The following is a 12,449-nucleotide window of genomic DNA, read 5'->3' as shown; positions in this document are numbered from 1 at the left end:
GGCCAGCCCCGGCGACCCGATTCCCCAGGCGCTGGTGCTGACCGCCATCGTCATCGGCTTCGCCATGACCGCCTTCGTCATCGTCCTGGCCCTGCGCGGCCTGGCCGAGACCGGCGACGACCATGTCGACGGCAAGGCGCCGGAGGAGGGCGAATGAACCACCTGTTGATCGCCCCGGTCCTGCTGCCGCTGTTCGCCGGTTGCCTGCTGCTGCTCGCCGGCCACGGCTCGCGCGCCGCGCGGGGAATCTCTCTGCTGGCCACGCTGGCGCTGCTGCCGGTGAGCGCGCTGCTGTTGCAGCAGGCCGCCGCCGGCCAGGTGCAGTTCTACGCCCTGGGCGACTGGCGGCCGCCGTTCGGCATCATCCTCGTGCTCGACCGCCTCAGCGCGCTGATGCTGCTGGCCAACGCCGTGCTGGCGAGCTTCGCGCTGCTCTACGCGGTGCGCGGCGATGACCGCCGCGGCAAGCACTTCCACGCGCTGTTCCAGTTCCAGCTGCTCGGCCTCAACGGCGCCTTCCTCACCGGCGACCTGTTCAACCTGTTCGTGTTCTTCGAAATCCTGCTGATCGCTTCCTACGCGCTGCTGCTGCATGGCGGCGGGGCGGGGCGGGTGCGCGCCGGGGTGCACTACGTGGTGCTCAACCTGGTGGGTTCGGCGTTCTTCCTGATCGCGGTGGGCGTGCTCTATGGCGTCACCGGCACCCTGAACATGGCCGACATGGCCGGCCGCGTAGCCCAGCTTGGCGCCGCCGACGCGCCGCTGGTGCGTGCCGCGGCGCTGCTCCTGCTGGTGGTGTTCGGCCTGAAGGCGGCGTTGCTGCCCTTGTACTTCTGGCTGCCGCGCGCCTACGCAGAGGCCAGCGCGCCGGTGGCGGCGCTGTTCTCGATCATGACCAAGGTGGGCATCTACTCGATCCTGCGGGTGTACACGCTGATCTTCGGCGAGCACGCCGGCGAGCTGGCCAACCTGGCCCAGGCCTGGCTCTGGCCGCTGGCCCTGGCGGGCATCCTGGCCGGCACTTTCGGTACGCTGGCGGCCACCCGCCTGCAGGGCCTGCTGGCGTACCTGGTGGTGGTTTCCGCCGGCACCCAGCTGGCGGTGCTGGCGCTGGGCTCCCAGTCGTCGCTGGCGGCGCTGCTGTTCTACCTGCTGCACAGCACCTGGGTGGTCGGCGCGCTGTTCCTGCTCGCCGACCTGATCGCCCGCCAGCGCGGCGAAAAGGCTGGCCTGCTGGTGCAGGGCCCGGCGCTGTTGCAGCCGCAGCTGCTGGGGGCGCTGTTCTTCGTCGGCGCCATCGCGGTGGCCGGGTTGCCGCCGTTCTCCGGGTTCTTCGCCAAGCTGATGATCCTTCGCGCCGCCGGCAGCGGCGGCGCCGGCTTGGCGCTCTGGGCGGTGGTGCTGGGCAGCGGCCTGCTGGTCACCGTCACCCTCAGCCGCGCCGGCAGCACGCTGTTCTGGAACACCGGGCGAAGCATCCTCGGCAGCGCCGAGCGCGACCCGCTGCGCCTGCTGGTGACTGTCGGGCTGCTGGCCTCGACGCTGCTGCTGGTGATCTTCGCCAGGCCGCTGCAGGACTACCTGCAGGCCACCGCCGCCCAGTTGCTGGATGTCGAGCAGTACCGCCAGGCGATCCTCGCCGGAGGTGGCGCATGATCCGCCGCCTGCTGCCGCACCCGCTGCTCAGCCTGTGCCTGCTGTTGGGCTGGGTGCTGCTGGTCAACGATTTCTCCTTCGGCCACTGGCTGCTCGGCGCCGCGCTCGGCCTGGCGCTGCCGCTGCTGTGCCGGGACATGTTGCTGGCGCCGCTGCGCATCCGCCGCCCCGGCCTGCTGCTGCGCTTCATCGGCGTGGTGCTGTACGACATCGTCGTGGCCAACCTGCAGGTCGCCAGGCGGGTGCTCGGGCCGACGCGCAACCTGCGACCGGGCTTCGTCGAGGTGCCGCTGGAGCTGCGCGAGGACCTGCCCATCGCCATCCTCGCCAGCGTCATCACCCTGACCCCCGGCACCGTCTCCGCCGACCTCAGCGCCGACCGCCGCCGCCTGCTGGTGCACGGCCTGGACGTACCCGACGCGCAGGCGCTGGTGGCGGACATCAAGGCGCGCTACGAGGCGCCGCTGAAGGAGGTGTTCGAATGCTCGCCTACGTGATCCCGCTGTGCCTGGCGCTGATCGCCGTGGCCCTGCTGCTGACGGTGGCGCGCCTGGTACGCGGGCCGAGCGCGGCCGACCGCATCCTGGCGCTGGACACCCTGTCGGTGGAGGCCATCGCGCTGATCGTGCTGTTCGGTGTCTGGCGCGGCAGCGGCCTGTACTTCGAGGCGGCGCTGCTGATCGCGGTGATGGGCTTCGTCAGCACCGTGGCGCTGTGCAAGTTCCTGCTGCGTGGAGACATCATCGAATGAACCTGTTCGTGGAAATCCTCGTCAGCGCATTGCTGCTGGGCGGCAGCCTGTTCGCCCTGCTCGGCGCGGTGGGGCTGTACCGCCTGCCGGACTTCTACACGCGCCTGCACGCGCCGACCAAGGCCTCGACCCTGGGTGTCGGCGGCGTGGCCCTGGGCGCGCTGCTGTACTTCAGCGTCGGCGAAGGCGGGGTCAGCCTGCACGAGGTGCTGATCACCCTGTTCCTGTTCATCACCGCGCCGGTCAGCGCCCACCTGCTGGCCAAGGCCGCGATGCGGCAACGCCTGCCGCGCGCGCCGGGCACCGGCGGCAAGCCCTGGGCGTGAGAACTCCCCTGTAGGAGCGAGCTCGCTCGCGAATGGCCCGCAGCGGCGGCTGTTCGCGAGCAAGGACTGGGCGTCCCCCTCGCTCCTGCGAAGGGCATGCGCCGGCGGGGCCGATACAGTTTTGCCCCGGCGCTGTGCCTGTCGGCCGTCGGGCGCGCGCTCCTATACTGGAGGGATTCCTTTCGCGGAGCCTCCCGTGCAGCAGTCCCGATCCTTCGCCCTGGCGTGCCTGGTCCTGGCCATGGCGCTCTGGGGCAGTTCCTTCATCGCCCTCAAGCTGGCCTTCGCCGAATGGCCGCCGATGTGGGTGATCTTCGCGCGGATGGCCATCGGCAGCCTGATCTTCCTCGCCGCCTGGCGCTGGCGCGGGCGCATCGACTACCGCGCCGGGGACTGGAAATACCTGATCGGCCTCGCGGTGTGCGAACCCTGCCTGTACTTCGTCTTCGAGTCCTACGCGCTGCAATACACCAGCGCCGCCCAGGCCGGGATGATCACCGCGCTGCTGCCGCTGCTAGTGGCCGTCGGCGCCTGGCTGTTGCTGCATGAGCGCGTCTCGCGCAACACCTGGCTGGGCTTCGCCCTGGCGGTGCTCGGCGCCGCCTGGCTGACCCTGGCCGGCGAGCCGGACCGCCACGCGCCGCAACCGCTGCTGGGCAACCTGTTCGAGCTGCTGGCGATGGTCTGCGCCACCGGCTACACCCTGCTGCTCAAGCACCTGTCGGCGCGCTACTCGCCGTTCATCCTCACCGCCATGCAGGCGTTCATCGGCTCGCTGTTCTTCCTGCCGCTGGCGGCGGTCAGCTCCGGCGTGCCGCCCGCGCCCAGCGGCCAGGGGCTGTTCGCCCTGATCTACCTCGGCAGCGTGGTCACCGTGGGCGCCTACGGCCTGTACAACTTCGGCGTCAGCCGCCTGCCGGCGAGCCAGGCCACCGGCTTCATCAACCTGATCCCGGTGTTCACCCTGATCCTCGCCTGGCTGCTGCTGGGCGAGCGTCTCAACGGCCAGCAACTGCTGGCTACCGCCCTGGTGTTCGCCGGGGTCGCCCTGAGCCAGTGGCGCAGCAGCCTGCCGCCGCCGGCCGGGGTGCTCGACTGATCGAAAGAGGAACCGCCCCATGTCCATCGACATCCGTGACTGGACCCGCGAAGCCATCCGCATCATCGAGGCGGACTTCCAGCGCAGCGCCGATACCCACCTGATCCCCCTGGAAACTCCGGGCCTGCCCGGCATCGACCTGTACTTCAAGGACGAGTCCAGCCACCCCACCGGTAGCCTCAAGCACCGCCTGGCGCGCTCGCTGTTCCTCTACGCGCTGTGCAACGGCTGGCTGAAGCCGGGGGCGCCGGTGATCGAGGCCTCCAGCGGCTCCACGGCGATCTCCGAGGCTTATTTCGCGCGCCTGCTGGGGCTGCCCTTCATCGCCGTGGTGCCGGCCAGCACCTCGCCGGAGAAGATTGCCCAGATCGCCTTCTACGGCGGCCGCAGCCACCTAGTGGACGACCCGACGCAGATCTACGCCGAGTCCGAGCGCCTGGCCCGCGAGAGCGGCGGCCACTTCATGGACCAGTTCACCTACGCCGAGCGCGCCACCGACTGGCGGGCGAACAACAACATCGCCGAGTCGATCTTCCAGCAGATGCGCCACGAGCGCTTCCCCGAGCCGGCCTGGCTGGTCTCCAGCCCCGGCACCGGCGGCACCCTGGCGACCCTCGGGCGCTTCGCCCGCTATCGCCGGCACCAGACCCGGGTGCTCTGCGCCGACGCCGAGCGCTCGGTGTTCTTCGACGCCTACCGCAGCGGCGACCGCAGCCTGACCCTGGAATGCGGCTCGCGCATCGAGGGCATCGGCCGGCCGCGGGTGGAAGCGTCCTTCCTGCCGGCGGTGCTCGACGCCATGGTCAAGGTGCCCGATGCCTGGTCGCTGGCGGCCATGCATTACCTGGCGCGGCGCCTGGGCCGGCGCGTCGGCGGCTCCAGCGGAACCAACCTGATGGGCGCGCTGCTGGCGGCGCAAGGCATGTGCGCGCGCGGCGAGTCGGGTTCGGTGGTTACGATCCTCTGCGACAGCGGCGAGCGCTACGCCACGTCCTATTACGACCCGTTGTGGCTGATCCAGCAGGGCTTCGAGCTTGACCCGCTGATCGACGCGGTGCGCGCCTGCGTGGAGGAGGGGCAGCCCCTGCCGGAACTCGAGGCGCTGGGGCTGTAAGGCAGCGGCGCGCTTATTCGGCCGCGGCGCCGCCGGGGAAGGCGCAGCCGCGCATGACCTTGTCGTTCAGGCGCAGCTCGGCGCTGAGGCTGCTCACCGCGCCGCTCATGTCGTTGACGCAGCGCGCCGGGGCGACCCACAGCTCGAGCTTCTCGCCGTTGGCCTCGGTGGAGTAGCTGCTGCTGCCGCCGGGCACGCTTTCCACCACGTAGGGCAGTACCTGGTCGGCCTGGCCCTGCTGCTGCAGAAGCAGGCCGTGGGCGTTGATCATCACGCTCCAGCCCGGTTCGTTGCCGCCGGCGCGGACGATGGTCTGCTTGAAGTTGGGGTCGTCGCAGCCGTGGCCTTCGCCCTGCAGGCGGTACAGGGTCTGCACTTCGAACTTGCCGTCGGTATTGCTCGCCTGGCCGCCGGAGTAGGTGCCGAGGGCGTCGATGAACAGCTTGCCGGCGGCGTCGCCGGCCATTTCGCGGGCCTCGCGGGCCACGCTGCTGTCCGGGCCGTCGACCAGGTTGAACCGGCGCTGCTCGTTGCACGGGCGCATGACCAGGCCGCCGTCCTGGCGGCTGACCTCGCCCTGGACCCGGCTCGGCGCGTTCGGCCGGGCGCTTTCCGGCTTCCACACCTGGCAGGCGGCGAACAGGGGTAGCAGGGCGTAGACGAAGAGACGGGCTGGACGCATGACGGGGGCTCCCGGAAAAATGCGCCCACGTTACCGGCCCGGGCGCGCCCGCTCAAGGTCTACAGTGGTAGGGAAAGTCGCAAAGGAGGCAGGGAATGATTCGCTACAAGCGCGCTTACGAGGCGCCGGCGCCGGACGATGGCTACCGGGTGCTGGTGGACCGGCTGTGGCCGCGGGGCATCCGCAAGGAGGACCTGCGCATGGACGAATGGCTCAAGGACGCTTCGCCGTCCAACGAACTGCGCCAGCGCTTCCACCACGACCCCACGCAGTTCGAGGCCTTCCGCCAGGCCTACCACGCCGAGCTGGCGGCGCACCCGGAGCATTGGTGGAAGCTGCTGGGCATCGCCGGCCAGGGCCACCTGACGCTGCTGTATGGCGCTAAGGACACCGAGCACAACAACGCGCGGGTGCTGGCGGAGTTTCTGGAGGACGAGCTGGAGCGGGTCGAGCCGGGGAGTTCGCCGGTGTGTTACGCGGAGAGGAAGGAGTGAAGGCGCTGGCTTGTTGTAGGAGCGAGCTTGCTCGCGAATGAGCTACCGGCCGCCGTGGCGTTTCGGATAGACGCGTTTCCCTCTCCCCAGCCCTCGGCTGCGCGCCCCGCCCTGAAGGGAGAGGGGGCAGACCGTGCCGAGAAAAGGTCAGGTTTCAGCCGGTAGCTTTCGGCGCTGCCGGCTAACTCCCGAATTTCCGTGTCTGCCCAACGGTCCCCTCTCCCTTTAGGGAGAGGGTTAGGGAGAGGGGCTCTTGAGGATGTGCACCGAAGCTGCCCAGTAGCACTCCATTCGCGAGCAAGCTCGCTCCTACAAGTGAAGAACCGGCCGCCTGCGCACTCACCAGATCTTGTAGACCCGCCCCGTCTCCGCGCCTTCCACGCTGCGCACGAAGCCCAGCGCCGCGTCGGCCGCCGGCACCGGCTTGAAGCCGCGGAAGAAGGGCGCGTAGCCCGCCATCGATTCCACCAGCACGTTGGGGCTCACCGCGTTGATCCGCTGGCCGCGCGGCAGCTCGATGGCGGCGCTGCGCACGAAGCCTTCCACCGCCGCGTTGACCATGCTCGCCGAGCTGCCCTGGCGGATCGGTTCGTCGCTGAGGATGCCGGTGGTCAGGGTGAAGGAGGCGCCGTCGTTGGCGTAGCGGCTGCCGAGCAGCACCAGGTTGACCTGGCCCATCAGCTTGTCCTGCAGGCCCACCGCGTATTCGGCCTCGCCCATCTCCGCCAGCGCGCCGAAGTGCACCTTGCCGGCGGCGCTGACCAGGGCGTCGAACGAGCCGACCTTGTCGAACAGCGCCTGGATCGAGACGCGGTCGGTGATGTCCACGCGCAGGTCGCCGCTGCTGCGGCCGACGCGGACGATGTCATGACGCTGGCCCAGTTCATTGGCCACGGCCTGGCCGAGGGTGCCGCTGGCGCCGACGAGGATGATCTTCATGCTGACTCCGGGAAAGGGTGGGTGACGGCGTCAGTCTAGGGACGTATTTTGTTTGGATAATTGGGGTAATCGGCAACCTATCGTTTTCGTGGGGAAACAATCATGGCCCACCTGGAAGACCTCTCGGCCTTCGCCGTGCTGCTTGAGTGCGGCAGCTTCACCCGCGCCGCCGAGCGCCTGGGGTGCAGCAAGGGGCAACTGTCCAAGCGTATCGCCGCCCTGGAACAGAGCCTCGGCGTGACCCTGCTGCACCGCACGACGCGACGCCTGACGCTGACCGCCGCCGGCAGCGCGCTGCTGCCCGAGGCGCAGGCGCTCAACGCCCAGGCGGCGCGGGCGCGGCAGGCGGTGGCGCGGTTGCAGGAAGAGGAGCGCGGCACCGTGCGCATGAGCGTGCCGGTGTCCCTCGGCGAGACCTTCTTCGACGCCTGGCTGGTGGAGTTCTCCCGCGCCCATCCGGGTATCCGCCTGGAGCTGGACCTGGCCAACGAGCGCCGCGACCTGGTCGCCGAGGGCTTCGACCTGGCGATCCGTTCCGGTCTGGCCGGCGACGAGCGCCTGGTGGCGCGCCCGCTGTTCGCCCTGCAGGAGTTGACCTGCGCTACCCCCGGCTACCTCGCCGAGCACGGCGAGCCGCGCGCGCCGGACGAGCTGGCGCGGCACAACTGCCTGCTCAACACCCACTACCCGGATCCCGACCAATGGCTCTACCAGCGCCAGCACGAGCTGTTCCGCGTCGAGGTCGGCGGGGTGCTGGCGAGCAACCACTACACGCTGCTGAAGAAGGCCGCGCTGGTCGGCGTCGGCATAGCCCGGCTGCCGTCCTACATGCTCCAGGACGAGCTGGCCGACGGGCGCCTGCGCTGGCTGCTGTGCGACTACCAGACGCGCAGCACGCCGGTGTTCCTGGTCCACCCGTACCAGGGCGGGCTGCCCCGGCGCACCCAGTTGCTGGTGGACTACCTGCTGGCCTGGTTCGAGCGTTCGCGCCAGCGCCTGCTGCGCCTGCAGGGCTGAAAACACCGCCGTTCAGCTTCATTCAGGTTCGTTCAGCCGAGGTTCAGACAGGGTTCAGGGGAGGTTCAGTGAGGGGGGCATAGGCTTTGTCCATCCCTTAATGACTGTCCGCGAGGACCCACCATGAAAACTTCGACCCTGAAAGCTTCCCGCTCCCTGCTGCTCGCCGCCTTCGTCGGCAGCGCCCTGGCGCTTTCCGGCTGCGCCTCGAACCTGTCCGGCAGCAGCTACTCCCGCGCCGACGCCCGTTCGGTGCAGACCGTACGCATGGGCACCATCGAATCCCTGCGCGCCGTGCAGATCGAAGGCACCAAGACCCCGATCGGCACCCTGGCCGGCACCGCTGTCGGCGGTATCGCCGGTAGCGGTATCGGCGGCGGCCGAGGTTCGGCGGTCGCGACCATCCTCGGCGGGATCGCCGGCGGCGCCGCCGGTTCGGCGGTGGAGGAAGGCCTGACCCGCACCCAGGGCGTGGAAATCGTGGTGCGCGAGGACGACGGCATCTCCCGCGCCTACGTGCAGGCGGTGGACAACCAGCAGTTCCGCGTCGGCGACCGCGTGCGCATCATGAGCGTGAATGGCGCCAGCCGCGTGACCCTCTGAGGTCGGACGCAGGAGGCGCCAGCATGAAAAAGCTGCTTATCCCGCTCATCGCGCTGCTGCTTGCGCCCCTCGCCTGGTCGGGCGAGGGGGACGGCGACACCTGGTACCTGCAGACCAGCGTGATGACCCGGCACTGGAACCATGACCCCGACCACAACAACCACCAGGAACTCATCGGCCTGGAGCGCAACCGCGCCGATGGCTGGGTGTGGGGCGGCGCCACCTTCCGCAACTCGTTCCGCCAGCGCTCCAACTACGTGTACGCCGGCAAGCGCTTCGACCTCGAAGACACGCCGTTCTACGTCAAGGTCACCGGCGGCGCGATCCAGGGCTACCACGGCAAGTACCGCGACAAGATTCCGCTCAACCACTACGGCGTGGCGCCGGCGATCATCCCTTCGGTGGGCATGCAGTTCGGCCGCTTCGGCGCCGAGTTCGTGGCGCTCGGCGCCAACGCCGGGATGATCAACGTCGGGATGCACCTGTAACGCGGCTTCCCCTCAGCCAGCGGCCTCGACCAGGGCCGCGTCGAGGGTCTCGATCAGCAGGTCGGCGTGCTCGCGCTGGAACGCCAGCAGCGGGCGGATCTTCAGAATGTTCTCCTGCGGGCCGGCGGCGCTGATCAGCACGCCGCGCTCGCGCATGGCGTTGACCACCCGCCGCGTCTGCGCCGCGGCCGGGGCCTTGCTGGCGCGATCGCTGACCAGCTCCACGCCGAGGAACAGCCCGGCGCCGCGCACGTCGCCGATCAGTTCGTGACGTTCGGCCAGGCCGCGGAAGCCCTGCAGCAGGTGTTCGCCGATCTGCGCCGAACGTTGTTGCAGGCCCTCCTCGCGGATCACGTCGAGCACCGCCTGGCCGGCGGCGCAGCTCACCGGGTTGCCGCCGAAGGTGTTGAAGTAGCGCACGCTGCGGCCGAAGTTCTCCAGCACCTCGGGGCGCGCCACCACGCCGGCGATGGGCTGGCCGTTGCCCATGGGCTTGCCCAGGGTCACCAGGTCCGGCTTCACCGCGTGGCGCTGGAAGCCCCACAGCTGCTCGCCGGTGCGGGCGAAGCCGCATTGCACCTCGTCCGCGATGTACAGCAGGCCTTCGGCCTGGGCCACCGCCACCGCTTCGGCGAGCAGGCTGGCGGGCCCGGCGAACACGCCGTCGCTGGCGAAGATGCCGTCCACCAGCAGCGCCGCTGGCTGGATGCCGTTGGCGCGCAGGTCGGCGATGGCGGCGCGCACGTCCTCGGCGAAGATTCGCGCCGCGTGCTCCGCGCCCAGCCGGTAGGCGTCCGGCGCGCGCACGGTACGCGCGTGGGCGGGCAGGGTGATGCCGCTGCCCAGCGACGGCGAAAGCGCGGAGATGTCGCCGGTGACGCCGTGGTAGGCGAAGCGGGTGATGATCACCCCGGTGCCGCCGGTGACGTGACGGGCGATGCGCAGGGCCAGGTCGTTGGCCTCGCTGCCGGTGCAGGTGAACATCACCTGGCCGAGTTCGGCGGGGAAGGTGGAGAGCAGGTCCTCGGCGTAGTCGAGGATGCCTTCCTGCAGGTAGCGGGTGTGGGTGTTCAGCACCGCCGCCTGACGGGCGATGGCCTCGACCACGCGCGGGTGGCAGTGGCCGACCGAGGCGACGTTGTTGTAGGCGTCGAGGTACTGTCGGCCCTGTTCGTCGTAGAGCCACACGCCCTCGCCGCGCACGGTGTGCAGCGGGCGCTCGTAGAACAGCCGGTAGGCCGGGCCGAGCAGGCGCTCGCGGCGCTCGATCAGGCTGCGTTCCTTGTCGCTCAGGCGCTCGCCATCGGCAGCGCTGTAGCCGTTGATCATGGTCATGCGTGGGACTCCTCTTGGCAGGCGCGGGCGATGCGTGCGTGCGCCTCGGATCGGGACAGCGCGGCCAGGCCCTGCAGGCTGGCGCGGGCCTGGCGGGCGTTGCGCAGGATGTAGTCGCGGTTCTCCGGGTGCAGGCTGGCGCGCCAGGCGGTGATGCCCAGGGTCAGCACCAGGCGGGTGGCCATGAGGTCGCAGAGGATTTCCTGCTCGGCCTCCTGCAACGGGTTGCGGGCGTGGTAGGCGGCGATGAACTCCAGCGCCGGGGCGAGCACGTCGCCTTCGCAGCCCAGCTGGTAGGCGGCGGCCACGCCGAGGTCGTTGACCAGCGGGGCGTGGACCATGTCGCCGAAGTCGAGGATGTTGCGCAGCCGCTCCGGGTGCGTGGCGTCGACGATCACGTTGTGCGGGTTGAGGTCGTTGTGGATCACCTGCGCGCGCAGCGTCGGCAGGCGCGGCAGGGCGTGCTCCTCGAAGTTGTCCAGGGCGCGCTCGACCAGGCCGCGCAGCTCGCCGTCGTCGATGTGCCGCAGCAGCGGGCGCAGGCGCTGGGCGTGCTGCAGGTCCCAGAGCAGCTCGTGGCCGGAGGCCGGGTGCTGGTAGCCGTGCAGGGCCAGGTCCAGGCGCGCCAGGGCCTCGCCCAGGTTGCGCCGCAGTGCCGGGCTGCGTTGCGGCACGCGGTGCAGCGGCAGGCCTTCGACGAACGACATCAGCCGCGCGAGCATGCGCTGGCCGTCGACTTCCACCCAGACCTGGTGCTGGCCGTCGAGGGTGGGGTAGACGCGTTGTACCGGCAGCTGCGGGTCGGCCTGCTGCACGCGGAGCAGGGCGCGGTTCTGGAAGTCCACCACCTGCGGGTCTTCCAGCGGGTGGGAGAGCTTGAGCAGGCGGCTGGCGCTGTCGTCGGCGCCGACCTGGAAGTTCAGGTCGCGCTCGCCGGCCAGGCGCTGCAACGGGCCTTCCAGGCCGAAGCAGTCGCGGGCGATGGCGCCGGCCTGTTCCAGCGAGACCTGCGCGGGCGCGGCCTCCAGCAGGGGATCGTGGGCGAGGGCGGTCAACGGCATGGGGGCTCCGGTTCTTGTCGTGCTGGTAGTGTCATGCTGGGCTGGGGCCATTAAAACACATTGAAAATATGATGCATCATGTTTTCTTTGCGACGAGATTGCGCCATCATCGGAGCACCCGCAAGCCCCAACGCACGGAGAATCCCATGAGCGAAACCCGGACCCTGCTGCTCACCGGCGCCAGCCGCGGCATCGGCCACGCCACCGTGAAGCACTTCCATGCCGCCGGCTGGCGCATCTTCACCGCCTCGCGGCAGAGCTGGGTGGAGGACTGCCCCTGGGCCGAGGGCCTGCTCAACCACATCCACCTCGACCTGGAGGACATCGCCAGCGTCGAGCGCAGCCTGCCGGCGATCCGCGAGAAGCTCGGCGGGCGCCTGGACGCCCTGGTGAACAACGCCGGCATCTCGCCCAAGGGCCCGGAAGGGCAGCGCATGGGCGTGCTGGAAAGCGACTACGGCACCTGGCTGAAGGTGTTCAACGTCAACCTGTTCTCCACCGCGCTGCTGGCGCGCGGGCTGTTCGAGGAACTGAAGGCGGCGCGCGGCAGCATCATCAACGTCACCTCCATCGCCGGTTCGCGGGTGCATCCCTTCGCCGGCGTCGCCTACGCCGCGTCCAAGGCCGCGCTGGCGGCGCTGACCCGCGAGATGGCCTACGACTTCGGCCGCCACGGCGTGCGGGTCAACGCCATCGCGCCGGGGGAGATCGACACCGCGATCCTGTCCTCGGGCACCGAGCTGATCGTCGAGCGCGACATTCCCATGCATCGCCTGGGCAAGCCGGAGGAGGTGGCCTCGCTGATTCACTTCCTGTGCACCCAGGGGGCGTCCTACGTGAACGGCGCGGAGATCCACGTCAACGGTGGCCAGCACGTCTGAGCG

Annotated in this window: 16 protein-coding genes; 12 read left to right on the top strand and 4 right to left on the bottom strand. The window is 69.8% G+C overall.

The features are described 5' to 3' along the window. From P3W75_RS04055 to P3W75_RS04025, 7 genes are all read left to right on the top strand, one after another. Positions 1-157, top strand: a 157-nt coding sequence (locus tag P3W75_RS04055; protein ID WP_276226091.1) for an NADH-quinone oxidoreductase subunit K, incomplete at its 5' end; no start/stop codon positions are given. Next, positions 154-1,656: a monovalent cation/H+ antiporter subunit D gene (locus tag P3W75_RS04050; protein WP_276226089.1), complete on the top strand. Its 1,503-nt coding sequence runs from the start codon at positions 154-156 to the stop codon at positions 1,654-1,656. The genes P3W75_RS04055 and P3W75_RS04050, both read left to right, overlap by 4 nt. Next, the gene (locus P3W75_RS04045; RefSeq protein WP_276226088.1) at positions 1,653-2,153 is read left to right on the top strand and encodes a Na+/H+ antiporter subunit E; all 501 of its coding nucleotides are present in this window, start codon (positions 1,653-1,655) and stop codon (positions 2,151-2,153) included. Before P3W75_RS04050 ends, P3W75_RS04045 begins: the two co-directional genes overlap by 4 nt. Next, complete coding sequence (locus P3W75_RS04040) at positions 2,138-2,407, top strand: K+/H+ antiporter subunit F (protein WP_276226087.1); 270 nt, start codon at positions 2,138-2,140, stop codon at positions 2,405-2,407. The genes P3W75_RS04045 and P3W75_RS04040 overlap by 16 nt, the downstream gene beginning before the upstream one ends. After that, positions 2,404-2,733, top strand: a complete 330-nt coding sequence (locus P3W75_RS04035; protein WP_276226086.1) for a Na+/H+ antiporter subunit G — start codon at positions 2,404-2,406, stop codon at positions 2,731-2,733. Before P3W75_RS04040 ends, P3W75_RS04035 begins: the two co-directional genes overlap by 4 nt. 196 nt (positions 2,734-2,929) lie before the next feature. Further along, positions 2,930-3,832, top strand: coding sequence for a DMT family transporter (locus tag P3W75_RS04030; protein ID WP_276226085.1), 903 nt, complete (start codon positions 2,930-2,932; stop codon positions 3,830-3,832). Between the two features lie 19 nt (positions 3,833-3,851). Continuing rightward, positions 3,852-4,946, top strand: a complete 1,095-nt coding sequence (locus P3W75_RS04025; RefSeq protein ID WP_276226084.1) for a PLP-dependent cysteine synthase family protein — start codon at positions 3,852-3,854, stop codon at positions 4,944-4,946. 13 nt (positions 4,947-4,959) lie between these two features. Here the strand turns inward: P3W75_RS04025 and P3W75_RS04020 are convergent, their stop codons facing one another. Beyond that, positions 4,960-5,628, bottom strand: a complete 669-nt coding sequence (locus P3W75_RS04020) for a COG3650 family protein (RefSeq protein ID WP_276226083.1) — start codon at positions 5,626-5,628, stop codon at positions 4,960-4,962. A gap of 95 nt (positions 5,629-5,723) precedes the next feature. Here P3W75_RS04020 and P3W75_RS04015 point away from each other — a divergent pair, with 95 nt between their 5' ends. Then, complete coding sequence (locus P3W75_RS04015; RefSeq protein WP_276226082.1) at positions 5,724-6,122, top strand: DUF488 domain-containing protein; 399 nt, start codon at positions 5,724-5,726, stop codon at positions 6,120-6,122. A 339-nt stretch (positions 6,123-6,461) separates the two neighbouring features. Here P3W75_RS04015 and P3W75_RS04010 read toward each other — a convergent pair whose 3' ends face one another. Beyond that, entirely contained in the window at positions 6,462-7,061 is a 600-nt protein-coding gene (locus tag P3W75_RS04010; RefSeq protein WP_276226081.1) for a short chain dehydrogenase, read from the bottom strand. Between the two features lie 102 nt (positions 7,062-7,163). On the opposite strand from P3W75_RS04010, the gene P3W75_RS04005 reads away from it, so the two are divergent. From P3W75_RS04005 to P3W75_RS03995, 3 genes are all read left to right on the top strand, one after another. Beyond that, positions 7,164-8,078 carry a LysR family transcriptional regulator gene (locus P3W75_RS04005; protein WP_276226080.1) on the top strand — a complete coding sequence of 305 codons (915 nt, stop codon included), beginning with the start codon at positions 7,164-7,166 and terminating at the stop codon, positions 8,076-8,078. Between the two features lie 123 nt (positions 8,079-8,201). Beyond that, complete coding sequence (locus tag P3W75_RS04000; protein WP_276226079.1) at positions 8,202-8,681, top strand: glycine zipper 2TM domain-containing protein; 480 nt, start codon at positions 8,202-8,204, stop codon at positions 8,679-8,681. Between the two features lie 23 nt (positions 8,682-8,704). Next, on the top strand, positions 8,705-9,169 hold the full coding sequence (locus P3W75_RS03995) for a sn-glycerol-3-phosphate transporter (protein WP_276226078.1): 465 nt from the start codon (positions 8,705-8,707) through the stop codon (positions 9,167-9,169). A gap of 12 nt (positions 9,170-9,181) precedes the next feature. On the opposite strand, the gene P3W75_RS03990 is transcribed toward P3W75_RS03995, so the two are convergent. Further along, on the bottom strand, positions 9,182-10,504 hold the full coding sequence (locus P3W75_RS03990; RefSeq protein ID WP_276226077.1) for an aspartate aminotransferase family protein: 1,323 nt from the start codon (positions 10,502-10,504) through the stop codon (positions 9,182-9,184). Further along, the gene (locus P3W75_RS03985) at positions 10,501-11,565 is read right to left on the bottom strand and encodes a phosphotransferase (RefSeq protein WP_276226076.1); all 1,065 of its coding nucleotides are present in this window, start codon (positions 11,563-11,565) and stop codon (positions 10,501-10,503) included. Before P3W75_RS03985 ends, P3W75_RS03990 begins: the two co-directional genes overlap by 4 nt. Before the next feature lie 146 nt (positions 11,566-11,711). On the opposite strand from P3W75_RS03985, the gene P3W75_RS03980 reads away from it, so the two are divergent. Beyond that, positions 11,712-12,446, top strand: coding sequence for an SDR family NAD(P)-dependent oxidoreductase (locus P3W75_RS03980; RefSeq protein ID WP_276226075.1), 735 nt, complete (start codon positions 11,712-11,714; stop codon positions 12,444-12,446). Positions 12,447-12,449 lie beyond the last annotated feature (3 nt).

This window comes from Pseudomonas citronellolis (assembly GCF_029335315.1).
In the GTDB taxonomy this organism is placed as follows: domain Bacteria; phylum Pseudomonadota; class Gammaproteobacteria; order Pseudomonadales; family Pseudomonadaceae; genus Pseudomonas; species Pseudomonas citronellolis_A.
Note: the sequence above shows the minus strand (reverse complement) of the source record. Positions and strands in the feature narration are given on the sequence as shown.

What these genes read in the sequence shown, in the direction of transcription:
- P3W75_RS04050 (WP_276226089.1), top strand. Translation starts at nt 154, where the DNA reads ATGAACCACCTGTTGATCGCCCCGGTCCTGCTGCCGCTGTTCGCCGGT.
- P3W75_RS04045 (WP_276226088.1), top strand. Translation starts at nt 1,653, where the DNA reads ATGATCCGCCGCCTGCTGCCGCACCCGCTGCTCAGCCTGTGCCTGCTG.
- P3W75_RS04040 (WP_276226087.1), top strand. Translation starts at nt 2,138, where the DNA reads ATGCTCGCCTACGTGATCCCGCTGTGCCTGGCGCTGATCGCCGTGGCC.
- P3W75_RS04035 (WP_276226086.1), top strand. Translation starts at nt 2,404, where the DNA reads ATGAACCTGTTCGTGGAAATCCTCGTCAGCGCATTGCTGCTGGGCGGC.
- P3W75_RS04025 (WP_276226084.1), top strand. Translation starts at nt 3,852, where the DNA reads ATGTCCATCGACATCCGTGACTGGACCCGCGAAGCCATCCGCATCATC.
- P3W75_RS04020 (WP_276226083.1), bottom strand. Translation starts at nt 5,628, where the DNA reads ATGCGTCCAGCCCGTCTCTTCGTCTACGCCCTGCTACCCCTGTTCGCC.
- P3W75_RS04015 (WP_276226082.1), top strand. Translation starts at nt 5,724, where the DNA reads ATGATTCGCTACAAGCGCGCTTACGAGGCGCCGGCGCCGGACGATGGC.
- P3W75_RS04010 (WP_276226081.1), bottom strand. Translation starts at nt 7,061, where the DNA reads ATGAAGATCATCCTCGTCGGCGCCAGCGGCACCCTCGGCCAGGCCGTG.
- P3W75_RS04005 (WP_276226080.1), top strand. Translation starts at nt 7,164, where the DNA reads ATGGCCCACCTGGAAGACCTCTCGGCCTTCGCCGTGCTGCTTGAGTGC.
- P3W75_RS04000 (WP_276226079.1), top strand. Translation starts at nt 8,202, where the DNA reads ATGAAAACTTCGACCCTGAAAGCTTCCCGCTCCCTGCTGCTCGCCGCC.
- P3W75_RS03995 (WP_276226078.1), top strand. Translation starts at nt 8,705, where the DNA reads ATGAAAAAGCTGCTTATCCCGCTCATCGCGCTGCTGCTTGCGCCCCTC.
- P3W75_RS03990 (WP_276226077.1), bottom strand. Translation starts at nt 10,504, where the DNA reads ATGACCATGATCAACGGCTACAGCGCTGCCGATGGCGAGCGCCTGAGC.
- P3W75_RS03985 (WP_276226076.1), bottom strand. Translation starts at nt 11,565, where the DNA reads ATGCCGTTGACCGCCCTCGCCCACGATCCCCTGCTGGAGGCCGCGCCC.
- P3W75_RS03980 (WP_276226075.1), top strand. Translation starts at nt 11,712, where the DNA reads ATGAGCGAAACCCGGACCCTGCTGCTCACCGGCGCCAGCCGCGGCATC.